The sequence below is a fragment of the Derxia lacustris genome, assembly GCF_002105195.1.
Classification (GTDB): domain Bacteria; phylum Pseudomonadota; class Gammaproteobacteria; order Burkholderiales; family Burkholderiaceae_E; genus Derxia; species Derxia lacustris.
On sequence record NZ_MUHU01000009.1, the window covers coordinates 36,697 to 59,537 of the forward strand.

Annotated in this window: 21 protein-coding genes; 14 read left to right on the plus strand and 7 right to left on the minus strand. The window is 72.7% G+C overall.

The genetic code is table 11. From position 1 onward, the window contains the following. Window positions 1-9: 9 nt before the first annotated feature. The 3 genes from B9P64_RS09735 to B9P64_RS09745 are packed head-to-tail and all read right to left on the minus strand — an operon-like array spanning window position 10 to window position 3,945. On the minus strand, window positions 10-1,659 hold the full coding sequence (locus tag B9P64_RS09735) for an FAD-binding protein (protein ID WP_085316051.1): 1,650 nt from the start codon (window positions 1,657-1,659) through the stop codon (window positions 10-12). 13 nt (window positions 1,660-1,672) lie between these two features. Beyond that, window positions 1,673-3,349 carry a rhodanese homology domain-containing protein gene (locus B9P64_RS09740; protein ID WP_085316052.1) on the minus strand — a complete coding sequence of 559 codons (1,677 nt, stop codon included), beginning with the start codon at window positions 3,347-3,349 and terminating at the stop codon, window positions 1,673-1,675. Beyond that, window positions 3,346-3,945, minus strand: coding sequence for a cysteine dioxygenase family protein (locus B9P64_RS09745; protein WP_085316053.1), 600 nt, complete (start codon window positions 3,943-3,945; stop codon window positions 3,346-3,348). The genes B9P64_RS09740 and B9P64_RS09745 overlap by 4 nt, the downstream gene beginning before the upstream one ends. A 125-nt stretch (window positions 3,946-4,070) precedes the next feature. Between B9P64_RS09745 and B9P64_RS09750 the strand changes: the two genes are divergently transcribed. After that, complete coding sequence (locus B9P64_RS09750; protein WP_085316054.1) at window positions 4,071-5,000, plus strand: LysR family transcriptional regulator; 930 nt, start codon at window positions 4,071-4,073, stop codon at window positions 4,998-5,000. Between the two features lie 52 nt (window positions 5,001-5,052). Here B9P64_RS09750 and B9P64_RS09755 read toward each other — a convergent pair whose 3' ends face one another. Both B9P64_RS09755 and B9P64_RS09760 read right to left on the minus strand, forming a co-directional pair. Next, complete coding sequence (locus tag B9P64_RS09755; protein ID WP_085316055.1) at window positions 5,053-6,057, minus strand: ABC transporter substrate-binding protein; 1,005 nt, start codon at window positions 6,055-6,057, stop codon at window positions 5,053-5,055. Continuing rightward, window positions 6,054-7,007 (minus strand): ABC transporter substrate-binding protein, encoded by a 954-nt coding sequence (locus tag B9P64_RS09760; RefSeq protein WP_085316056.1) that lies wholly within the window; start codon window positions 7,005-7,007, stop codon window positions 6,054-6,056. The genes B9P64_RS09755 and B9P64_RS09760 overlap by 4 nt, the downstream gene beginning before the upstream one ends. Before the next feature lie 263 nt (window positions 7,008-7,270). On the opposite strand from B9P64_RS09760, the gene B9P64_RS09765 reads away from it, so the two are divergent. The 13 genes from B9P64_RS09765 (at window position 7,271) to B9P64_RS09825 (ending at window position 21,436) form a co-directional block, all read left to right on the plus strand. Then, complete coding sequence (locus B9P64_RS09765) at window positions 7,271-7,810, plus strand: tripartite tricarboxylate transporter TctB family protein (RefSeq protein WP_085316057.1); 540 nt, start codon at window positions 7,271-7,273, stop codon at window positions 7,808-7,810. Beyond that, entirely contained in the window at window positions 7,807-9,309 is a 1,503-nt protein-coding gene (locus tag B9P64_RS09770) for a tripartite tricarboxylate transporter permease (protein WP_085316058.1), read from the plus strand. Before B9P64_RS09765 ends, B9P64_RS09770 begins: the two co-directional genes overlap by 4 nt. A gap of 104 nt (window positions 9,310-9,413) precedes the next feature. Further along, window positions 9,414-10,394 carry a Bug family tripartite tricarboxylate transporter substrate binding protein gene (locus B9P64_RS09775; RefSeq protein ID WP_176256788.1) on the plus strand — a complete coding sequence of 327 codons (981 nt, stop codon included), beginning with the start codon at window positions 9,414-9,416 and terminating at the stop codon, window positions 10,392-10,394. 160 nt (window positions 10,395-10,554) lie between these two features. Further along, a complete protein-coding gene (locus B9P64_RS09780) occupies window positions 10,555-11,553 on the plus strand; it encodes an ABC transporter substrate-binding protein (protein WP_085316060.1) in 999 nt (332 codons plus the stop codon). Then, the gene (gene ssuC / locus B9P64_RS09785) at window positions 11,550-12,422 is read left to right on the plus strand and encodes an aliphatic sulfonate ABC transporter permease SsuC (protein WP_085316061.1); all 873 of its coding nucleotides are present in this window, start codon (window positions 11,550-11,552) and stop codon (window positions 12,420-12,422) included. The genes B9P64_RS09780 and ssuC overlap by 4 nt, the downstream gene beginning before the upstream one ends. Before the next feature lie 40 nt (window positions 12,423-12,462). Further along, window positions 12,463-13,713 carry an acyl-CoA dehydrogenase family protein gene (locus B9P64_RS09790; protein WP_085316062.1) on the plus strand — a complete coding sequence of 417 codons (1,251 nt, stop codon included), beginning with the start codon at window positions 12,463-12,465 and terminating at the stop codon, window positions 13,711-13,713. A 57-nt stretch (window positions 13,714-13,770) separates the two neighbouring features. Beyond that, window positions 13,771-14,898, plus strand: coding sequence for an LLM class flavin-dependent oxidoreductase (locus tag B9P64_RS09795; RefSeq protein WP_085316063.1), 1,128 nt, complete (start codon window positions 13,771-13,773; stop codon window positions 14,896-14,898). A gap of 17 nt (window positions 14,899-14,915) precedes the next feature. Further along, window positions 14,916-15,869, plus strand: a complete 954-nt coding sequence (locus tag B9P64_RS09800) for a D-isomer specific 2-hydroxyacid dehydrogenase family protein (RefSeq protein WP_085316064.1) — start codon at window positions 14,916-14,918, stop codon at window positions 15,867-15,869. Between the two features lie 23 nt (window positions 15,870-15,892). Then, window positions 15,893-16,765, plus strand: a complete 873-nt coding sequence (locus B9P64_RS09805) for a class II aldolase/adducin family protein (protein WP_085316065.1) — start codon at window positions 15,893-15,895, stop codon at window positions 16,763-16,765. 90 nt (window positions 16,766-16,855) lie between these two features. Then, complete coding sequence (locus tag B9P64_RS09810) at window positions 16,856-17,650, plus strand: TonB family protein (protein ID WP_085316066.1); 795 nt, start codon at window positions 16,856-16,858, stop codon at window positions 17,648-17,650. A gap of 46 nt (window positions 17,651-17,696) precedes the next feature. Then, entirely contained in the window at window positions 17,697-18,509 is an 813-nt protein-coding gene (locus tag B9P64_RS09815) for a MotA/TolQ/ExbB proton channel family protein (RefSeq protein WP_085316067.1), read from the plus strand. Window positions 18,510-18,512: 3 nt separating this feature from the next. After that, window positions 18,513-18,950, plus strand: a complete 438-nt coding sequence (locus B9P64_RS09820) for an ExbD/TolR family protein (protein WP_085316068.1) — start codon at window positions 18,513-18,515, stop codon at window positions 18,948-18,950. Between the two features lie 107 nt (window positions 18,951-19,057). Next, entirely contained in the window at window positions 19,058-21,436 is a 2,379-nt protein-coding gene (locus tag B9P64_RS09825) for a calcium-binding protein (protein WP_085316069.1), read from the plus strand. On the opposite strand, the gene B9P64_RS24325 is transcribed toward B9P64_RS09825, so the two are convergent. Continuing rightward, on the minus strand, window positions 21,399-22,220 hold the full coding sequence (locus B9P64_RS24325; RefSeq protein ID WP_139826243.1) for an ABC transporter permease: 822 nt from the start codon (window positions 22,218-22,220) through the stop codon (window positions 21,399-21,401). The two genes, B9P64_RS09825 and B9P64_RS24325, sit on opposite strands and share 38 nt — an antisense overlap. Continuing rightward, complete coding sequence (locus B9P64_RS24330; protein WP_139826244.1) at window positions 22,217-22,804, minus strand: ABC transporter ATP-binding protein; 588 nt, start codon at window positions 22,802-22,804, stop codon at window positions 22,217-22,219. The genes B9P64_RS24325 and B9P64_RS24330 overlap by 4 nt, the downstream gene beginning before the upstream one ends. Window positions 22,805-22,841: the final 37 nt, after the last annotated feature.

Genomic DNA, 22,841 nt, shown 5'->3' on the forward strand with positions numbered 1-22,841 from the left:
AACCGGCAGTCAGGCCGCCCGGGCGTAACGGGTCCAGCGCGCGTCCAGCCCGCCGGTGTGCAGCCGCACGGCGAGTGCCGGATCGCTCGCGGGCAGGTCGTCGCGCACAAGCAGGCCACGGCTTTCGCGCCGGGCGAGCGCGGCGCCCTGGCACCAGCGCGCGGTCGCGGCGAGGGCGGCGGCTTCGCGCCAGCGCAGGCGGTCGGTGGGGCTGGCGTCGGCTGCGTGGCCGGCGTGGTCGCGCAGCTCCTGCCAGAGCGCATCGAGCCGGTCGAGGCTGGCGGCGAGGCGCGGGCCGTCGCGGTAGAGGCTCTGGTTGAACGGCAGCGTCTCGCGCTGCACGGCGGCGATGGCGCCGGCGGCGTCGAGCCCGGCCGGGCCGTTCTTGCGCGGACGCAGGCCGGCGCCGCCCGGCGCACGCAGCGGTTCGCCGGCGCCGAGCGGACGCTGCAAGGCGCGCCGCGCGGCCGCCGCGCCCGACCACACGCCGGTGCCCAGCGCCCACGACGAGTTCTGCGCGCCGCCGCCCGAGATCGCGCCGGCAATCGGCTCGCGTGAGCTGGCGTCGCCGGCGGCGTACAGGCCCGGCACCGTGGTCTCGCCATCGGCGCTGGCGTGGCGCAGGCCGCCCACGCCGCGCACCGTGCCTTCGCCGCGCAGGGTGATGGCGAAGCGCTGGCGGAAGGGATCGACGCCCGCACGGTCGAAGCTGAGCAGCACATTGGGCGAGATGCGCGGCAGCGCCTCGCGCACCGCCTCGGGCATGCGGTCGAGCGAGCAGCTGACCGGGCCGGCATCGAGCGCGCGGCCGAGCGCGACCATGCCGTCGTGGCTGAACGGGATGTCGAGCTCGCGGCCGTCGGCATCGAAGTAGCGCGCGAAGGCATAGGACATGGCGCGCGTCATCGACGACCAGGTCGGCGTGACCGTGTGATAGCTGCTGAATTCCATGCCCGAGAGTTCGGCGCCGGCCTCGGCGGCCATGAGATAGCCGTCGCCGGTGTTGGTGTCGGCGCCGAGCAGCCGGGCGCGGAAGGCGCAGCCGCCGGTGGCGATGACGACGGCGCCGGCGCGGATCTGCCAGTTGCTGCCGGCGGCATGGCCGGGCTGTGGCTGGCGCAGCAGGCCGCGCGCGCCGGCGGCGCTGCCGTCGTCGCGCAGCAGCAGTTCGAGCGCCGGCGCATGGTCGAGCACGGTGACGCCGGCGGCGAGCACGCGGGCGCGCATCGCACGCAGGTATTCGGGGCCGCGCAGGGCGCGGTATTGCACGGCGCCGGTGGCGTCGCGCGGGTAGTCGTACCAGGGCGCGAGCGTGGGCAGGCGGGTCCAGGTTTCCTCGACCGCGCGCTGCATTGCCTGCGCGTCGGCGAGGCCAAGGCCGGCGGCGTGGCGGCGCGCGATGGCGTCGGCGCGCACCTCCGGGTCGGGCGGCAGCCACCAGTGGCCGGGGCCGGCCGGCGCGGTCACGCCGCTGGTGCCGCACCAGCCCTTGTCGACCAGCACCACGCGCGCGCCGGCCTCGCGCGCGGCCACGGCGGCCCAGGTGCCGGCCAGGCCGCCGCCGATGATGAGCACGTCGGTATCGAGCGCGAGCGGCGCGGCCGGCAGCTGCAAGGCCGGGCCGGCCGGCGTGCGCGGCGCCACGGTGGCGGCGGTCATCGCGGCGCCCCGCTCAGTCGCGCAGCCGCAGCGGCCTGAAGCCGTGCGTGCCGTCGCGGCCGAGTTGCGCCACCAGGCCGAACTCCCAGTCGAGATAGCCCTGCATGGCTTCGCGCGGGTTGTCCGTGCCTTCGTAGGGGCGGCGGTAGCGGTCGATGCGCGGCGACGCGAGGCGCGCGTCGCCGGCCTCGGTCGGCAGGCCGGCAGCAAACCAGGCCGCATTGCCGCCTTCGAGCAGAAAGGTCGGCCGGCCGGTCAGCGCGCGCACCTCGGCCACGATGTGGCGCGCCAGCGCGCTGCTGCCGCAGGTGAGCACATAGCGGTTGCCGGCCGGCACCGTGACCAGCGCATGCGCGAGCCGCGAGCGCAGCGCCCACCAGGCGCCCGGGATGTGGCGCGCGACATGGTTGGCGCTGGTGGTGAAGTCGAGCAGCCGGGTCGCCGGATCGGCCGCGAGCCAGGCTTGCAGCGTGGCCGGATCGATGCGGTCGTCGGGCCCGAGCGGCGGCTCGACCGGCGCCGCCGGCGCGGGCGGCTGGCCGGTTTCGCTGAAGGCGGCGGCCGGCACGTCGTCGAGCACATGCACCTCCCAGTTCATCTGCGCCAGCCACGAGGCGGTCATGTCGGCGCGCGCGCCCTGCGGATCGGCCAGCACCAGCCGGGCGCCGCGCACCGGCGCATGCATCTCGGTTTCCTGCACCAGCTGGCCGCCTTGCAGATTGCGAAAGCCCGGCAGATGGCCGGCCTCGAAATCCTCGGGCAGGCGCACGTCGAAGCGGTAGGTGCTGCGGCCCGGCTCGGCGAGCCAGCGCTCCAGGTCGGCGAGGCTGGCGCGCCGCACGCCGGCCCGGTCGGCGACGCGGCGCGCGGCGGCGCGGGCCTCGGGCGTGGGCGGGGTTTGCAGATCGAGCGGCGCGCGCCGGGTCTGGCCCTGGTCGAGGCGCTGGCCGGCCAGGGTCCAGCCGATGGTGCCGTTGCGCAGCGCGCTCACCGGATTGGGCAGGCCGGCGTTGATGAGCGATTGCGTGCCGATGATGCTGCGCGTGCGGCCGGCGCAATTGACGATCACGCGCGTAGCCGGATCGGGCGCCAGCGCGCGCACGCGGGCCACCAGTTCGGCGCCCGGCACGCTGGTCGCGGTCGGGATGCTCATGGTCTGGTACTCGTCGGGCCGGCGCGCATCGACGATGACGACATCGGCGCGGGCGTCGATCAGCGCCTGCACTTCCTCGGCCGCGAGCGACGGCGTGTGCAGCTCGGCCTCGACCAGTTCGCCGAAGGCCTTGCTCGGCGCATTCACGTCGCGGAACAGCTCGTAGCCAGCATCGCGCCAGCCGTCGAGATCGCCGGCCAGCCGCGCGACATCGCGATAGCCGAGGTGCCGGAAGGTGGCGGCGGCGCGCTCGACCAGGCCCTCGCCGTCGTCGAACAGCACGATCGGCGCGCCGAGATTGGGCAGCTTGCTCCAGGCATCCAGCTCGATGCGCGCGAACGGCAGGTTGGCGGCAAACAGCGGATGCGCCTGGGCATGCGGGTCTTCCTCGCGCAGGTCGATGAGCGCGATTTCATCGCGTGCGATGAGGCGCTCGCGCACCCAGGCCGGCGTGCGTTGCGGCAGGCCAGCGGTCGCTGCCGGTTCGCCAGCCGTGGGCGTGATGTCGGAGTCGGCGGAATCGAGCAGCAGGCTCATGCGGTCACCTCGCGGGAAAGGTCCCAGATGTTGGGCAGGGTGTCGTTGGAATAGCCCGAGATGAAGGGCTTGCGCGTGCCGTCCTCCAGCAGCACCGAGCGCCTGACCGCGCCGATGTTGGCGCCGTACACATGGATGCTGATCGAGGGCTGATCGGCCAGCGCATTGCTCACGCGGTGGATGTCGCCGATGCGCGGCGACACCGCCTCGACCTGACCGCGCTCCAGCCGCTGCTCGGCGCCGTCGAGCAGCAGCGCGCCGCCGTCGAGGCGGTAGGGCTGGGCCAGCTCGGCGCCGCGCAGCACGCCGATCAGGCCCCACACCGTGTGGTCGTGGATCGGCGTGCGCTGGCCCGGACCCCAGACAAAGCTCACCACCGAGAAGCGCGCGCGCGAATCGGCATGCAGCAGGTACTGGCGATAGCGCTCGGGATCGGGCTGGGCATAGGCCTCGGGCAGCCAGTCGTCATGCGCGACGAGATCGCGCAGCAGCGTGGCGCCGGCATCGAGCGTGCGGGCTTCGTCGGGGTTTTCGTCGAGCAGTTCGGCCAGCGCGGTGACGAATTCGCGCAGGCGACGGGGGCTAGGCAGGCTCATGGCGTCGCGAAAAGAATGAAAAGTAATGTCCGGCGGAGTTTGTGGTTGTTCAAGTTATTGGCAGTCGATCATGTGGAGTCCGCATAATCAGGTGCGTTGCTCAAACTGCCCAGCGCTTGCCTGCCATGCATCTCAAGATCGAAGACATCGCCTCCTTCGTGGCCACCGTGCGCCACGCCTCGCTGTCGCGCGCCGCCGAGGCGCTGGGCCTGACCCAGCCCGCCGTCACGCGCCGGCTGCAAAGTCTGGAGGAGGCGCTCGGCGTGCTGCTGCTCGACCGCGAGACCAAGCCGCTCAAGCCCACGGTGATGGGCTGGCGCGTGTACGAGCAATGCCAGAGCCTGCTGGCCGAGGTCGATTCGCTGCGCAGCCTGGTCACGACCGATGCCGTGCCCGAGGGCAGCATCCGGCTCGGCGTGACGCAAGCCATCGCCGAGCTGGGCATGACCGCGCTGCTCGACCTGTTCCGGCGCGAATTCCCGGCGCTGCGGCTGCATGTCTGCACGCGCTGGAGCGCCGAGCTGGTCGGCCTGCTGGAGCGCGGCGAGATCGATGCGGCGACCGTCATGTTTCCGTCCGGCCAGAGCTTTCCGGCCACGCTGTCGGCGCGCCGGCTCATGCCCTTCGAGATGGTGGTGGTCGCGGCGGTCGGCAGTCTGGGCAAGCGGCGCGGTCCCTGGCCGCTGCGCGAGATCGCCGGTCGCGGCTGGGTGCTCAATCCCGACGGCTGCGGCTTCCGGGCGCGCCTGCAGCGCCGGCTTGCCGACCTGGGCCTGCCGCTCGACGTGGCCTTCGATGCCTTTGGCGCCGAGCTGCAACTCAAGGTGGTGGCCGAGGGCGGCGGGCTGGGCCTTGCGCCGCGCGCGCTGGTGGCGGTGAGCCAGTACCGCCATCAGGTCGAGATCGTCGAGGTCGCCGACTTCACGCCGACCATCGATCTGTGGCTGGTGCGCAGTCTGGTGCCGGGCAATCTGGCGCGGCCGATCGAGAGCTTTGGCGATTCGGTCGCCAGCGGCATCGCGGCCAATGTGGAGCAGGACGCGCGCGCCGCCTGAGCCGGCGGCGCCGCGCGGCGCCGCGTCGGCCGATGCACAGCCCGCTGCCGCATCAGCCGGCACCGAGCGCTCCGGCAAAGCTGCGGTCCCAGAGGCTGGCCACGTCCACCTTGGCATCGAGCACGCGCGCCTTGGCGAAGGTGTCGGCCACCAGCTGCTGGCTGCGGATCTCGGCATCGGCCACGGCGACCAGCCGGCGCGGCTGGCTGCGGTTGCGGAACAGTTCGAGGATGGCGTCTTCCGGCACCCGGATCTCGGCCGCGTAGATGCGCCCGAAGGCATCGGCATTGGCCTCGAACCACTGGTAGGCGCGGCGCAGCCGTTGCAGATAGTCGGCCAGCGCCGCATGCCGGCCCGGGTCGGCGATGGCCTCGGGATGGGCGTAGTACAGATAGTTGCCCGACAGATAGCCGTTGGCGGTCTTGAGCACGCGCGCGCCCGATTGCGACTTGGCCAGCGGCACGTTGTAGCCATAGATGGCCCACGCATCGAGCTTGCCCGAGCGGAAGGCGGCAAAGCCGTCGGCCGGGCTCAGGTTGGCCGGATCGATGTCGGCGAACGAGAGCCCGGCGTCCTCCAGCATGCGCAGCAGGTAGTAGTGGGTGGTGGTGGCGCGCACATAGCCCACGCGCTTGCCGCGCAGGTCGGCGATGCCGCGTGCCGGCGAATCCCTGGGCACCAGCACCACCTGGCTGTTGACGTCGTCCTTCACCACCGCGACCACGCGCAGGTTGATGCGGGTATTGGACTGGGCCGCGAAGATCGGCGGAATCTCGCTGCCCGAGCCAAAGTCGAGCGAGCCGGCATTGAGCGCCTCGACGATCAGGTTGCCGGCGCCGAACTCGGCCCAGTCGACGGTGTAGGGCGTCTTGTCGAGCCCGGCGGCGCGCAGCAGCGTGCGGTCGCCGCCCTTGTAGGTGGCGATGCGCAGCCGCTGCCGGCTCAGGTCGATGTCGGCCGCGCCGGCCGGCGCGGCGCCGAGGCCGAGGCAGGTCAGCGCGGCGGCGCCGGGCAGGCCCAGCAGGCGGCGGCGGGCGAGGGAGGGAAAGTCGGTCATGAAGTGGCCTTGAGTTGGGCAAAGCTCGGCGCGGCAGTCACGCGCTGGGTGAGCAGGCCGGTGTCGAAATAGGTGTCGGCGGTGCGCTGCTGCTCGGCCACGACGGCGGGGTCGATCTCGACCCATTGCGCGCGCGCCCGGCTCACGGTCAGGCGCGCGGCCTCGGCCGGAATGCCGACCGCCTGGCCGAAGGCCTGGGCATAGCTGTCGAGATGGTCGAGCGACCAGGTCGAGGCGAGCTGGAGCCGCTGGCGGAACTCGACCAGCGCGCGCGCCTTGTCGCGCAGCGCCGGCTCGGTCGCAACCAGAAAGCTCAAGCCCGCCGACAGGCCGCGTCCGGTGGCGATCACCTTGGCATGGTCGAGCGTCTCGGCGATGGCCACATACGGGTCCCAGGTGCTCCACGCATCGACCGCGCCGGTGTGCAACGCCAGCTTGGCGTCGCTCGGCAGCATGAAGCGGAAGGTGACGTCGTCGGGCTTGAGGCCGGCCGCCTTGAGCGCCGCCAGCGCCACGAAATGGCCGATCGAGCCGCGCCCGGTGGCGATGCTGCGGCCCTTGAGGCTGGCCGCATCGGTGAGCGGGCTGCCGGCCTTGGCGACGATGGCGATGGCCGACGGATCGCTGCGGCGCGCGGCAAACGCCTTGAGCTTGGCGCCCGAGGCGAGCGCAAAGATCAGCGGCGCATCGCCGACCGGGCCGATGTCGACCGCGCCGGCGTTGAGCGCTTCGAGCAAGGGCGCGGCAGCCGGAAATTCGTACCAGCGGATGTCGAACGGCAGGTTGTCGGCGACGCCGGCGGCTTCCAGCACGGTGCGCATGAAGCCCTTCTGGTCGCCGACGCGCAGCTCGGTGCGGCCCTGCGCAGCGGCCTTGCCGCAGGCCAGCGCGGCCGGCAGCAGGCCGAGGCCGGTCAGCAGGCGACGCCGGACGAGCGGTACAGAGGGCATGGCGGATTCCTTTGGGGCGGCAGGGCGTTGGGATGGGCTGAGCTTGTCAGTCAGAACATGCTGTTTATAAATAGTCAGTAAACATATTCATATGAGATTCGCATATTCATGCGGTCCGCGCGCGGCCCTAGGCTGCGCCCCATCGACTGGGTAACGACTGCCCGGGCGCACCGCGCAAGCGCGCCTGCCGCCGTCCGGCGGCGCGCGCTTCAAGGCGGGCGTCACGCGCAGCCGATCCGTCGCGACCGCAGGGGAATCAGGACATGAACATCGACATCGAGCACCGCGCGCCCGACCTGCGCGGCGGTGCGGCCGGCGGCCGTCTGGCCGAGCTGGCGGCGCGTGCCTCGGCGCGCGGACTGGGGCTGGCGCTGGCCTGTGCCGCGCTCGGCGGCGCCGCCATCGTGCTGGCGCAGGACTACGCGCTCGGCCGCGCGGGCCGCATGGGGCCGGGCTATTTCCCGACGCTGCTCGGCTGGCTGCTGGTGGGCGCGGCGCTGGCCGTGCCGGTGAGCGGGCCGGTCGAGGGCGACGACAGCGCACCGGGCAACGCACCGGGCAACGACTGGCCGGCCGAGCTGCGCGCGCTCGGCGGCGTGACCGGCGCCATCCTGCTGTTCGGCCTGTCGGTCGAGCGGCTCGGGCTGGCCGGCGCCACGCTGCTGCTGGTGCTGGTCTCGGGGCTGGCCAGCGCCGGCGCGCGGCTGCGCGAACTGGCGCTGCTGGGCGTGGCGCTGGCGCTGCTGGCCAGCCTGCTGTTCGTGGCCGGGCTGGGCGTCAATCTGCCGGTGCTGCCGGCATGAATCTGCTGCTCGACCATCTGGCGCTCGGCTTCGGCGAGGCGCTCACGCCGCTCAATCTGGCCTTCTGCCTGGCCGGCTGCCTGATCGGCACGCTGGTCGGCGTGCTGCCCGGCCTCGGGCCGGTGGCCACCATCGCGATGCTGCTGCCGGCCACCTATGCGCTGCCGCCGGTCACCGCGCTCATCATGTTGGCCGGCATCTACTACGGCGCGCAGTACGGCGGCTCGACCACCGCCATCCTGCTGCGGCTGCCCGGCGAGTCGTCCTCGGTCATCACCTGCATCGACGGCAATGCGATGGCGCGCAACGGCCGCGCCGGCGCCGCGCTCACGGTGGCGGCGCTCGGCTCCTTCTTTGCGGGCACGGTGGCCACGCTGCTGCTGGCCGCGCTGTCGGCGCCGCTGGCGGCGGCGGCCCAGGCCTTCGGGCCGGCCGAGCTGTTCATGCTGATGGTGCTGGGGCTGATCGCGGCGGTGGTGCTGGCGCAGGGGCCGTTCGTGCGCTCGCTGGCCATGATCCTGGCCGGGCTGCTGCTCGGCACCGTGGGCGGCGACATCAACAGCGGCGTGCAGCGCTTCACCTTCGGCTTGCCGGTGCTGTCCGACGGGCTCGGCTTCGTGCCGGTGGCGATGGGCCTGTTCGGCGTGGCCGAGATCGTCGCCAACATCGCCGGCGGCGAGGCGGCCGGCGGCCGGGTCGAACGCATCGGCAGCCTGTGGCCGACCCGCGCCGAAGCCCGCGAAGCCGTGCCGGCGGTGCTGCGCGGCGCCGTCGTCGGCGCCTTGCTCGGCATCCTGCCGGGCGGCGGCGCCACGCTGGCGAGCTTCGTGGCCTACACGGTCGAGAAGCGCATCGCGCGCGAGCCCGGGCGCTTCGGTCGGGGCGCGGTGGCCGGCGTGGCCGCGCCCGAGTCGGCCAACAATGCCGGCGCCCAGACCTCCTTCGTGCCGCTGCTCACGCTCGGCCTGCCGGCCAATGCGGTGATGGCGATGATGGTGGGCGCGATGATGATGCACGGCATCGCGCCCGGCCCCGGCGTCATCGACAGCCAGCCGGCGCTGGTCTGGGGCATGGTCGCCAGCATGTGGATCGGCAATCTGATGCTGGTGGTCATCAACCTGCCGCTGATCGGCTGGTGGGTGAAGCTGGTGTCGGTGCCCTACCGGCTGCTCTATCCGGCGGTGCTGGTGTTCTGTCTGGTCGGCGTCTACAGCGTCAACAACAGTGCCGCCGAGGTGCTGCTGACCGCGCTGTTCGGCGTGCTGGGCTGGGCGCTGCGGCGCTGGCGCTGCGATGCCGCGCCGCTGCTGCTGGCCTTCGTGCTCGGCCCGATGCTCGAAGAGAACCTGCGTCGCGCGCTGCTGCTGGCGCGCGGCAATCCGGCGGTGTTCGTCGAGCGGCCGATCGCCGCCGGCCTGCTGGCGCTGGTCGTGGTGCTGGTGCTGGCGGTCGCGCTGCCGCGCGTGCGCCGGCTGCGCGGCGTGGCCTTTGCCGAATGAATCCGCGCCGACCGGCGGCCGCTGCGCCGCGCGCGGTCGGCCTGCGCGCCTCTCGCCCGGCCGCGTCCGGCCGGGCCTTGTCCTCACCCACTCCGGAGTTCCCGATGAACGCAATCTCGCGTCCGCGTCGCCGTCTGCTGTCCGCCGCCGGCGGCGCGGCGGTGCTTGCCGGCCTGCCGCAAGCCGGCCGGGCCGCCGCTTGGCCCGACCATGCGGTCAACTACGTCGTGCCCTATCCGCCCGGCGCCACCAGCGACAACACCGCGCGCATCGTGTCGCAGAAGCTGGCCGAGAAGCTCGGTCAGCCCTTCGTCATCGACAACCGGCCCGGCGCCGGCGGTGGCCTGGGCACCGAATACGCCGCCAAGGCCCGGGCCGACGGTTACACCCTGCTCAACGCGACCAGCGCCATCTTTGCGGTCGTGCCCCAGCTCATCAAGGCCGGCTACGACCCGTTCAAGGACTTCACGCCGCTCGGCATGATCGGCAATTCGGTCACCGTGCTGGCGGTGCGCAACGATCTGCCGGTCAACAGCCTGGCCGAGCTGGTCGCCTACTCCAAGGCGCATCCGGGCACGCTCAACTACGCCACCTCGGGCAACGGCTCGGGCGGCCATCTGTCGACCGAATACCTCAAGCTCAAGACCGGCCTCGATGCCCAGCATGTGCCCTACAAGGGCAGTGCGGCGGCGGCCAACGATCTGGTCGCCGGCCGGGTCGATCTGTTCTTCGATCCGCTCGCGGCCCAGTTCGCGCGCGCCGGCAAGGTGAAGGCGCTGGCCATCGCCGGCGCGCCGCGCTCCGAGCTGCTGCCCGGCGTGCCGCCGATCCAGGCCACGGTGCCGGACTGGGATTTCGATCTGTACTTTTTCGTTGCCGCGCCGGCCGGCATCCCGGACGACATCCGCCGCACGCTGGTGCGCACGGTCGGCGAGGTGACCGCCGACCCGGGCGTGGTCGAGAAGCTCAAGGCGCTCAGCCTGGTGCCGGCACCGCTCGCGCCGGAGCAGATCTCGGCCCGGCTCAGGCGCGACTTCGCGGTAGCCGGCAACATCATCCGCAGCGCCAAGGTGGTGGCCGACTGATTGCGGCGGGCGCATGGCGGCTGCCTCACGTCATGCGATTTATTAATGATAAGGGCACATAAAGATATTGAATAAACATCGTGGGGCAGGGCCGAGGGCGCCGATATCGTCGCTGCCATCGACATCTCACCGGCCGCTCGCAGCGGCCCGCCGCCCCGTGATGAAAGCCAACTTCCTTCGCCGCAAGGCCCGCCCGCAACGGCGCGCCCTGCTTGCCGCCGGCGCCGGCCTGGGCCTGCTCGGCCTGGCCGGCGCGGTGCGCGCCGCCGACGCGCCGGGCGCCGCCAGTCTGGTGCTCGGCGATCAGGCCAACAGCACCCGCGCCCGGCTCGAAGCGGCCGGCGTGCTCGACGGCGCGCCCTTCGGTTACCAGTGGGCCAACTTCCAGGGCGCGGCGCCCCTGTTCGAGGCGGTGCGCGCCGGGGCGGTCGATACCGCGCCGGCCGGCGACACGCCGGTGCTGGCCGCCGCCGCGCAGAACAGCCGCATCCGCATCGTCGCCACCTCGGCCGGACCGGGCAGCTCGATCGCCATCGTGGTGCAGGGCAAGTCGCCGATCCGCAGCGTGGCCGACCTCAAGGGCCGCAGCGTGGTGGTGTCGTCGGCGCGCGGCAGCGTCGCGCAATACCTGCTGATCGGCGCGCTGCGCGAGGCCGGCGTCGATCCGGCCTCGGTCGAGGCGCGCTTCGTCATGCCGACCGATGCGCTGCCGGCCTTCCGCGCCGGCCAGATCGACGCCTGGGCCACCTTCGATCCCTACCTCGCGGTGGCCGAGGACGCCGGCGCCCGCGTGCTGCGCGACGGCGAGGGCATCAGCACCGGGCGCGGCTTTCTCACCGCATCCGAAAAGGCGCTCGCCGATCCGGCCAAGCGCGCCGCGATCCGCGAGCTGCTGCTGCGCATGAACCGCGCATGGCAATGGAGCGAGTCGCACCGCGACGCCTTTGAGCGCGTGTATGCCGAGCAGACCCGGCTCGCGCCGGCCATCGTGCGCAAGGTGATCGCGCGCGGCTATCAGGCGCTGCGCCCGGTCGAGGAGGCCGACGTGACCGCCGTGCAGAAGGTCGCCGACGTGTTCGCCGAGCTGGCGCTGCTGCCGCGCCGGGTGGATGTGCGCGGTCTGGTCGAGCCCGAATTCTTCGCGCGGGGCCGCGCATGAGCGCGCTGCCCGAAGCCCTGCCGGCGCGCCGGCCTGCCGCCGCCGCGCCGCGTCCGGCGCCGGTCGCCACCACCCGGCTCGACGGCGACGGCCCGCTCGCCGCCACCCTGCTGCGCCTGCTGCCCTGGCTGGTGCCGGTGGCGCTGGTGCTCGGCTGGCAGGGCGCGATCGCGCTCGGTTGGCTGTCGACCGACATCCTTCCCGCGCCGACCGCCGTCGCGAAAGCGTTCTGGCAGCTGACCGCGAGCGGCGAGCTGTGGAACTACCTGCAAGTCTCGGGCTGGCGCGCGCTGTCGGGCTTTGCGCTGGGCGGCGCGCTCGGGCTGGGGCTGGGGCTGCTTACCGGCATGTCGCGCTGGGCCGAGGCCACCTTCGATTCGAGCGTGCAGATGGTCCGCAACATTCCGCATCTGGCGCTGATTCCGCTCGTGATCCTGTGGTTCGGCATCGACGAGGGCGCCAAGCGTTTTCTGGTCGCGGCGGGCGTGTTCTTTCCGCTCTACATCAACACGCATCACGGCATCCGCGCCGTCGACCGCCAGCTCATCGAGATGGCGCGCGCCTACGGCCTGCGCGGCTTCGCGCTCTACCGCGACGTGATCCTGCCCGGCGCGCTGCCCAACATCCTCGTCGGCCTGCGCTTCGCGCTCGGCGTGATGTGGCTGTCGCTGATCGTGGCCGAGACCATCTCGGCGCAGTCGGGCATCGGCTACATGACGATGAATGCGCGCGAATTCCTGCAAACCGATGTGGTGCTGGTGGGCGTGCTGCTCTACGCGCTGCTCGGCAAGCTCGCCGACCTCGTGGCCAAGGGGCTTGAACGCCGCTGGCTGCGCTGGAACCCGGCCTATCAAAAACATGGCGCGTGAACGCAAGCCGTCTTCCAGCCTTCTCCCCGGGAACCTCTCCATGACCGACCGTCTGCCGCATCCGCCGGTGCCGGACCTTGCCTCGCCCGACTTCGACCGGCTGCTCGCCGGCCTGAGCGCCGAGTTCGCCGCCAGCGCCGAACATCACGACCGCACGCGCGAATTTCCGCATGCCAACTTCGCCCGCCTGCATGAGCTGGGCCTGCTCGCACTCACCGCGCCGGTCGCCGACGGCGGCCTCGGCGCCGGCCTCGACAGCGCGCGCAAGGTGGTCGCCGCCGTCGCGCGCGGCGAGCCCTCGACCGCGCTGGTGCTGGTGATGCAATACCTGCATCTGGCCTTCCACGACCGGCTCGCGCGCTGGCCCGAGCCGCTGCGCCGGCGCGTGATCGGCGATGTGGTGCGCGACGGCGCGCTGGTCAATTCGCTGCGCGTCGAGCCCGAGCTGGGCACGCCGGCGCGTGGCGGCCTGCCGGGCACGGTGGCGCGGCGGGTGGAAGGCGGCTGGCGCATCGACGGCCGCAAGCTCTACTCCACCGGCGCGCCGGGCCTGACCTGGTACTTCGTCTGGGGCCGCAGCGACGATGCGGTGCCGCTGGTGGGCTCGTGGCTGGTGCATCGCGACACGCCGGGCATCGAGATCGTCGAGAGCTGGGACCACCTGGGCCTGCGCGCCTCGGGCAGCCATGACGTGGTGTTCACCGACGTGTTCGTGCCCGATGAGCATGCGGTCGACGTGGCGCCGGCCGACCAGCCGGCCGCGCCCGATGCGCGCTTTGCCGCCTGGATCGGCGTGCTGCTGTCGACCGTGTACGACAGCGTGGCCTACGCGGCGCGCGACTGGTTTGCCGAATGGGCGCGCACCCGCGTGCCGGCCTCGCTCGGCGCGCCGCTGTCCACGCTCCAGCGCTATCAGCAGGCGCTCGGCGAGATCGACGGGCTGCTGTTCTCCAACCGCGTGCTGCTCGATGCCGGCGTGCGCGGCGGCCTCGCGCCGGCCGAGTACAGCCTCATCAAGACGCTGGTGACCAATCAGGCCATCGCGGCGGTGCAGAAGGCGGTCGAGTTCTCGTCCAACCCCGGCCTGCACCGCGCCAATCCGCTGGAGCGGCATTTCCGCGACGTGCTCTGCGGCCGCATCCACACGCCGCAGGACGACGCGGTCTACGGCCAGCTCGGCAGCGCCGGCTTTGCCGCCGCAGCCGCTGCCGCCGAGGCCGGCGCGCCGCTCGTGCCCAAGGTGGCCAGCCGCTTCATCGGCGCGGCCACGGCGCCCGCCAACCATCGCTGAACCCGCATTCCCGCTGCGCCTTTCACCGCGCCCCCTGGTCCTTACGGAGAGAACACCATGCCCGTCAAATTCATCGGCATCGCCCACACCCAGAACGTCAGCGAAATCCACCGCCCGAGCGGCCCGGCCGTCGACAAGCGCTATCTCGCCACGCTGGCCAGCGCGCAGGAATACGCCGGCTTCGACAGCGTGCTGATCGCGCACAGCAGCTCGTCGGTCGACGGCCAGCAGGTCGCCGCCTTCATCGCCGCCAATACCGACCGGCTCGGCATTCTGCTCGCGCAGCGGCCGGGCTTCATCGCGCCGACCTATGCGGCGCGCCAGCTCGCGACGCTCGACCATTTCAGCGACGGGCGCCTGGCCATCAACGTCATCAGCGGCGGCGACGACACCGAGCAGCGCCGCGACGGCGACTTCCTGAGCCATGACGAGCGCTACGAGCGCACCGACGAATTCCTCGACGTGCTCAAGCGCACCTGGACCGGCACCGAGCCCTTCGACCACGCCGGCAAGCACTACCGCGTGGAAGGCCAGTTCGCCGGCGTGAAGCCGGTGCGCGACAACCATGTGCCGATCTATTTCGGCGGCTCGTCCGACGCCGCGATCAAGGTCGCCGGCAAGCATGCCGATGTCTACATGGTCTGGGCCGAGAGCCTGGCCCAGACCGCCGAGCTGGTGAACAAGGTGCGCGCCGAGGCCGCCAAGCACGGCCGCGAGAACCACATCCAGTTCAGCCTGTCGTCGCGCCCCATCGTGGCCGCGACCGAGGCGCAAGCCTGGGCCCGCGCCGACGACATCCTGGAGCGCGCCAAGGCCCAGCTGCCGTCCAACACCTTCTTTTTGAACCGCCCGCGCGAGCCGCAGAACACCGGCGCCCAGCGCCTGCTGCAAACCGTGGCGCAGGGCCGCGTCGTGGACAAGCGGCTGTGGACCGGCATCGCCGACCTGACCCGTGCGGCCGGCAATTCGACCTCGCTGGTGGGCACGGCCGAGCAGGTGGCCGAGTCCATCGTCGAGTACTACAAGCTCGGCATCGGCCACTTCCTGTTCCGCGGCTTCGACGTGGTGGAAGACGCGCTGCTCTACGGCCGCGAGCTGCTGCCGGCGGTGCGCGCCGCCGTCGCCGCGCATGACGCGGGGCAGGGCGCAGCGACCGCCGCCGACGCCGCCGCGCGCGCCGCCTGAGCCGCGCCGGAGCCGACATGAGCGAACTCCTCGTCGCCAGCCAGCACGACGCGCGCGTGCATGACCGCGTGCTGGCGCGCACGACCGGCCTGCGCTTCGTCAGCGTGCCGGCCGGCCCGGTCGAGGCGCTGCCCGAGGGCGCGAGCGTGCTGTTCAGCAGCCCGGTCGCGCCGCCCGGCCGGGCCTGGAAGCACGCGCCCGAGCCGCCCGGCTGGCCCTTCGATCTGCGCTGGGTGCAGCTGTCCTCGGTCGGCATCGACTACTACCCGGGCTGGCTGTTCGACGGCCCGGTGGTCAGCAGCGCGCGCGGCACCGCCTCCGGCCCCATCGCCGAATACGTGCTCGCCGCGATCCTGTCGGCCAGCAAGCGGATCCCCGAGCTGTGGGTGCATGACGCCGCCGACTGGCGCCATCGCCTGCTCGGCACGGTGGAAGGCAGCACGCTCGGGCTGATCGGCTTCGGCTCGATCGGCCGCGAGGTGGCCAAGCGCGCGCTCGCCTTCGGCATGAAGGTGATTGCGCTGCGCCGTGGCCACGGCCCGGCCGGGCTCGACGGCGTGGAACTGGCCGGCAGCGCGGTCGAGGTGTTTGCGCGCGCCGACCACGTAGTGCTGGCCGCGCCCGCCACCGAGGAAACCTGGCGGCTGGTCAACCGCCATCTGCTGGCGGCGGCGCGGCCGGGGCTGCATCTCATCAACATCGCGCGCGGCAGCCTGGTCGATCACGACGCGCTGGTCGAGGCGCTCGACGCCGGCCGCATCGCGCTGGCCACGCTCGACGTGACCGATCCCGAGCCGCTGCCGGCCGGCCATCCGCTCTACATCCATCCGCGCGCGCGGCTGTCGCCGCACAGCTCGCCCGGCACGCCGGCGCTGTTCGACAGCCTCGCCGAACGCTTCGTGCAGAACCTCGAACGCTTTCGCGCCGGCCAGCCGCTCACCGACGTGGTCGACCCCGCGCGCGGCTACTGACACCTCTCCTCAAGGAATTCAACATGACTTCACTCATCGTCGATGCGGCCGTGATCGCGGCCGACGGCCAGGGCAGCGCCCGGCCCAGGCCGCCGCGTCCGGCCATCTATTCGGTGCCGCGCAGCGCGGACGGGCGCGGCCTGTTCGGCGGCGACGGCATTCCGCGCCAGCCCACGGTCGAGGCCGAACGGCTGCATCGCAAGCAGCGCCTTGCGGCCTCGTTCCGGCTGTTTGCGCGCTTTGGCTACGACTACGGCGGCGCCGGCCACATCACCGCGCGCGACCCCGAGCGCACCGACCATTTCTGGGTCAATCCGGCCGGCGTCTACTTCGGCCATGTCACCGTCTCCAGCCTGCTGCTGGTCAACCATCACGGCGAGATCGTCGAGGGCGATGGCCATCTCAACCGCGCCGCGTTCGCGATCCATTCCGAGCTGCACAAGGCCCGGCCCGACGTGATCGCCGCCGCGCATTCGCATGCGCTCTGGGGCAAGGCCTTCTCGGCGCAATCGCGGCTGCTTGCGCCGATCAGCCAGGACGCGACCGCGTTCTATGAAGACCATGTGCTGTTCGACGACTACACCGGCGTGGTGCTCGATTCGAGCGAGGGCGAGCGCATCGCCGCCGCGCTCGGCAACAAGAAGGCCGCGATCCTGCGCAACCACGGCCTGCTGACCGTCGGCACCACGGTCGAGTCGGCCGTGTGGTGGTACATCGCGGCCGAGAACGCGGCCCAGACCCAGCTCATCTCCGAAGCCGCCGGGCCGATCCGCCCGCTCGACCATGAGGTGGCAAAGCACACGCATGGCCAGGTCGGCACCGAGATCGGCGGCTGGTTCAGCTTCCAGTCGCTGTGGGACCGCGTGCTGCGCGAAGAACCCGACTTCCTCGACTGAAGCGGCCACCGCGATGAACGCCGCCCTCGTCCGCCGCCAGTCCGTGGCCACTGCGCCGCGCCGGCCCGCCACCGCCACCGGGAGCCGCGCATGAATGCCGTCGTCCTGCCGCCCGGCGCCGCCGACGAACGCGCCGAGCCGGCCCGCGCGCTGGTGCTGGCCGCCGGGCGCGTGTTTCTGCCCGAGGCGCCGGCCTCGCCGCGCCGCAAGCTCGCCGCCGCGATCTCGCTGGCGCTGCATGCCGGCCTCGCGGTCTATCTGTGGAACTGGTCGCATGAGCCGGCGCCGCCGGCCGCGCCCGAGCGCGTGATCGAAATGGTGATCGCGCCGCCCGAGCCGCCCAAGCTCATCGAGCCGCCCAAGCCGATCGAGCCGCCCAAGGTCAAGACCATCGAGCCGCCGCGCGCCGCGCCGCCCAAGCCGGCACCGGCGCCGGCGGTCGCGCCCAGCGTGGTGCCGAGCCCGGCGCCGGTCGCCGCCACGCCGGCCCCGCCCGAACCCGCGCCGGCGCCGGCCCCGGTGGCCGCACCGGCATCGCCCGCGCCACCGGCGCCGGCCGCCGCGCATCCGGGCCCGCCCAACTCGCCCGACGCGATCCCGACCGACTACGCCAACCAGGTGTTCGCGCGCATCAACCGCATCGCCTCGGGCCGCTATCCCAAGGCCGCGATGCTGCGCCGGCAGGAAGGCCGCATTGGCTACCGGCTGACGCTCGCGCCCGACGGCACGCTGCTCGGCTACGAGCTGGACAAGTGCGGCATCGAGGCGCTCGACAACGCCGCCGAGGACGCGCTCAAGGCCGCCGCGCCCTTCCCCAAATTGCCCGACCTGGGCGCCGCCTCGTACCGGCTGGCGGGCGCCATCGTCTACCGGCTCGGCAACTGAGCCGGCCCGCAAATCCGCATCCCAAACGCATCTTCAAGGAGTCGCCATGAGCGCTACCGACACACTCGCCGCTCACGCGGCCTCGCTCTCGCCGGCCGAGCTGTTTCTCCAGGCCGACGGCATCGTCAAGACCATCATCGTGCTGCTGGCGCTGGCTTCGGTGCTCAGCTGGGCCATCGTCATCGAGAAATGGCTGCGCCTGCGCCGCGCCGCCAGGTCGGCCGACCGCTGGGTCGAGACGGTGCAATCGACCGGCGGCCTCAAGGCGCTGGCCGAGGCGCTCAAGTCCGAGCCGGACGATCCCTTTGCCCGCGTGCATGCCGCCGTCATCAACGAATGGACCCAGACGGTGGAGCAGGGCCTGCACCGCAGCGACTCGGGCCGCGACAGCCTGAAGGAGCGGCTCGCGCGCGTGGGCCAGATCGCCTCCGGCGTGGAGTTCGAGAAGCTGCAACGGCGGCTGCAAGTGCTGGCCACGGTCGGCTCGGTCGGGCCCTTCGTGGGGCTGTTCGGCACGGTGTGGGGGATCATGAATTCCTTCCAGGGCATCGCGGCCAGCAACAACACCAGCCTGGCGGTGGTGGCGCCCGGCATTGCCGAGGCGCTGTTTGCAACCGCGCTTGGCCTCGTCGCGGCGATCCCGGCGGTGGTGGCCTACAACCGGCTTGCCGGCGATCTGGGCGTGTACGGCCAGCGCGTCGCGACGCTGCTCGGCCTGATCGAGGTGAAGCTGTCGCGCCAGCTCGAAGCCGAGCTGATCGGCGTGCCGCTCGACGCCGGTCGCGCCAGCCGCAGCGATGCGGCCCGCGCCGGCAATGCGCCGGTGGCGCTCGCCACGGCCGCGCTGAAGGGAGCCTGAGCCATGGCCGTCAAGCTTCCCGCCGCCGGCGGCGTGCCGGGCGCGTTCAGCGCCGCGCCGGTCAGCGACATCAACGTGACGCCGCTGGTCGACGTGATGCTGGTGCTGCTTATCGTCTTCATGGTCTCGGCGCCGCTGATGACCGCCGGCATGAAGGTCGATCTGCCGACCAGCAATGCCAAACCGCTCACCGAGCCCAAGCCGCCGGTGACCATCAGCCTGGATGTGGACGGCAACGTGTTCGTCGACAAGACGCCGGTCACGCGCGAGGCGCTGGTGGCGACGGTGAAGGCCGCGACCGAGGGCGACCCCGAGCGCCGCATCCATGTGAAGGGCGACCGCAATCTGGCCTACGGCAAGGTCATCGAGACCATGGGCTATCTGGCCGACAACGGCTTCGGCAAGGTGGCGCTGGTGTCGGAGCCGCCGGGCCAGCACTGAGCCCGCTGGCGGCACCAGGCCGGTTTTCGCTCATGGCCGGCCGCACTGCCTGCGCCGGCGCGATTCCCTAGGATGGCGGGCCCTGCACCGTCTGCCGAAGGAATGCCATGTCTGCTGCCAGCCCCGTCATTGCGCCTGCTGCCACGCGCAATCCCCTTGCCGACGAGACCCTGGTGGCGGGCGGCGGCGGCGACAGCACGGTCCACGGCGGCGCCGGCGACGACCTGATCTACAGCGCCGGCTCGCCGGTTTATCTCGACGGCGGGCGCGGCGACGACAGCCTGCTCGGCGGCCCGGGCGACGACTTCCTCGGCGACGGCGATGGCAACGACTGGCTCGACGGCGGCGCCGGCAACGATGTCCTGTCGGTGCTCGGCTTTGGCGACATCACGGTGCGCGGCGGCGCTGGCAACGACAGCATCTCCGTCGTCGAATCCGGCCCCTACCGCCGCGACCAGCCGGATCACGGCGCGGTGCAGGTTGGCGGCGGCGCCGGCGACGACCGCATCGATGTCTACCTGAGCAGTGCCGGCAACTACGCGGTGACCGCCAGCGGCGGCGCGGGCGCCGATCTGTACCGGCTCTCGCTCAACAACTGGTCGGAGGCACAGACCGAGCCGATCGGCAGCTTCGTCATCACCGATTTCGTTGGCGACCGCATCGACGTGAGCGTGCTGCTCGACTGGGCCGACAGCCGCCATGGCGCCTGGCAGGGCGGCAATCCCTTCGATCCGGCGCTCGGCCTGTTGCGGCTGCGCGCCAGCGGCGCCGATACCGCGCTCCAGTTCGATGCCGACGGCAGCGCCGGCCCGCTCGGCTGGCAGACCGTCGTGACCTTTGCCGGCCTGACCCCGGCCAGCCTGCACGCGGCCAACTTTGTCGGCGGCTACGCGCCCGACGGCAGCGCGCCGCTGGCGCTGCTGCGCACCGGCAGCGGCCACGCCGACAGCCTGATCGGCGGCGGCGCTGCCGACACGCTCGACGGCGGCCGCGGCGACGACAGCCTTGCCGGCGGCGGCGGCGCCGATCTGCTGCTGGGCGGCGCGGGCAGCGGCGCCGACAGCCTGCGCGGCGAGGCCGGCGCCGACACGCTCGATGGCGGCGCCGGTGCCGACACCCTCGACGGCGGCAGCGGCGCCGACTGGCTGCGCGGCGGTGCCGGCGCCGACAGCCTGAGCGGCGGCAGCGGCAGCGACCGGCTCGAAGGCGGCAGCGGCAGCGACCGGCTCGATTCGGCCGGCGGCGGCAGCGACAGCCTGCTCGGCGGCGCCGGCGACGACTGGCTCGACCTCCAGGCGCACGACGGCGCCCGGCTGGTGGCCGACGGCGGCGCCGGCGCCGATGTGCTGCTGCTGGGCATCGACGACGGCAGCGCCGACGGCACGCTGCTGGCGCGCGGCGGCAGCGGCAGCGACCTGTTCGTGCCGGGCCGTGCCGGCCATTGCACGGTCGCCGATTTCGCGGCCGGCGCTGGTGGCGACCGCATCGATGTGCGCTACCTCGTCGGCGATGCGGGCGCGAGCGATGGCGGCAATCCCTTCGCCGCCGGCATCGGCCTGCTGCGGCTGCTGCAACACGGCAACGACTGCCTGCTGCAATGGGACGAGGACGGCGCCGCCGGCAGCCAGTTCGGCTGGAAGACCGTGCTGCAACTGCGCGGCGTGGATGCGGCCGATCTGACCGGCGCCAATTTCGTCGGCGCCATCGCGCCCGACGGCAGCGCCGCGCCGGTGCTCGACCAGACCGGCGCTGCCGGCGCCGACAGCCTGCGCGGCGGCTATGCCGGCGACCTGCTGCGCGGCGGCGCCGGCAACGACAGCCTCGACGGCGATGCCGGCGCCGACCGGCTCGAAGGCGGCAGCGGCAACGATCGGCTCGACGGCGCGGCTGGCGCCGACACGCTGCTGGGCGGCGCCGGCGCCGACACGCTCGACGGTGGCAGCGGCAGCGACCGGCTCGACGGTGGCGCCGGCGACGACTGGCTCGACAGCTTTGCCAGCGGCGACCGCGACAGCCTGTTCGGCGGCAGCGGCCAGGACCGGTTCCGGATCTCGGCCGACAACGGCGCGCGGGTGCAGGCCAGCGGCGGCGCCGGCGACGACCGCTTCGAAGTGAGCCTGACCGGCAGCGCCGAAGCCGTGCTCAGCGGCGGCGCGGGCGCCGACCGGTTTGCGCCGCTCGGCGCCGGGCACACGCCGATGCAGCTGGTCATCGCCGACTTCGATCCCGGCCGCGACCGCTTTGATTACACGTCGCTGATGGCGTCGAGCGCGGCGCTGGGCTACTACGACGGCGGCGATCCGCTCAGCCCCGAGCAGGGCTTTCTGCGCTGGGTGCAGCGCGGCACTGCCAGCGTGGTGCAGTTCGATCCCGACGGCGCGGCCGGCGCCGGCTACGGCTGGATCGACTGCGCCACGCTGCTCGGCGTGGCGGCCGACGAGCTCGGCGTCAGCGACTTCGAGCTGGCGCCGAGCCTTTACTGGTGACCAGCCGGTCCAGCCGCAGCCGGTCGCGGCTGTCGGTCAGGCGCCGCGCCGCCAGCGCGACCACGCCCATCACGCCCAGGCCGGTCGCGGCCGCGAGCAGCAGCAGCACGAAGATCTGCGCCTTGGCCGCCTCGACCGGCGGCTGACCGGCCAGGATCTGGCCGCTCATCATCCCCGGCAGCGTGATGAGCCCGGCCGCCGCCATCTGGTTGACGATGTGGGTCACGCCGCTGCGCATCACCTCGCGGCGCGCATCGCGCAACGCCTCGGCGCGGCTGGCGCCGAGCGCGAGCCGGGCCTCGATGGCGGCGCGCTCGCGCACGACCAGCGTGGTGAAGCCGTCGAGCGCGATGCCCACCCCATTCATCACCGTGCCGAGCGCAATGCCGGCCAGCGGAATCACCACCTGCGGCGCCCACCACGGCGCGGCATCCAGCGTGGCCAGCGCCGGCAGCACCGTGACCAGCGTGGCCAGCACCGCCACCATGCCGCCGAGCGTGCGTCCGCCCAGACCCGCCAGCCGCCGCCGCTGGCGCGCATCGATCTCGCGCGTGGCGGCGAGGAACATCACCGCCAGCAGCCCGGCCACCAGCCACGGCGATGCCGAGCCGAAGGCCACCGCCAGCACCAGCCCCACCAGCAGCAGCTGCACCACGCAACGCGCCGCGCCGATCAGCAGCGCGCGGCCGATGCCCAGGCCCAGCGCCGCCGACAGCAGCGCATCGGCCACGACCAGCGCGGCGGCAAAGGCCAGCCCCTGCGTGCCCACCGAGGTCGGATTCATGCGGCCAGGCGTCCGTCGCAAAGCCGCAGCCGGCGGCTGGCCAGGCGTGCGGCCTGGGCATCGTCATGCGACACCAGCAGCAGCGCCACGCCGGCCGCGCATTGCGCGCGCAACAGCGCTTCGACGCGCGCGACGTTGTCGGCGTCGAGAGCCGACGTGGGTTCGTCGAGCAGCAGCACGCGCACGCCGGGCCCGAGCGCGCGCAGCAGCGCCAGCCGCTGGCGCTCGCCGGTGGACAGCCGCGCGACCGGCCATTGCGCGGCCTCGGGCGGCAGGGCCAGCGCCGGCAGCAGCGTGGCGAAGTCCGCGTCGGGCGCGAAATGCTCGGCCACGCTGTCGCGCCACCAGCCCGATTCGGCCGCCACGTAGCGCACCCGGGCGCGCCATTCGGTGGCGGGCATGGCGCTGCATGCGCGGCCGTCGAGCGCCATGTCGCCGGTGTGCGGATCGAGGTCGGCAATCATGCGCAGCAGCAGCGACTTGCCGGCGCCCGACGGCCCGGCGAGCGCCACGCATTCGCCGGCGTGCACGACGAGATCGATCGGGCCGACATGCAGCCGGGCGAGGGCGGAGAGCTGGAGCATCGGGTCGGGCGGTGCGCGTGGCTGGGGCCGCGATCGT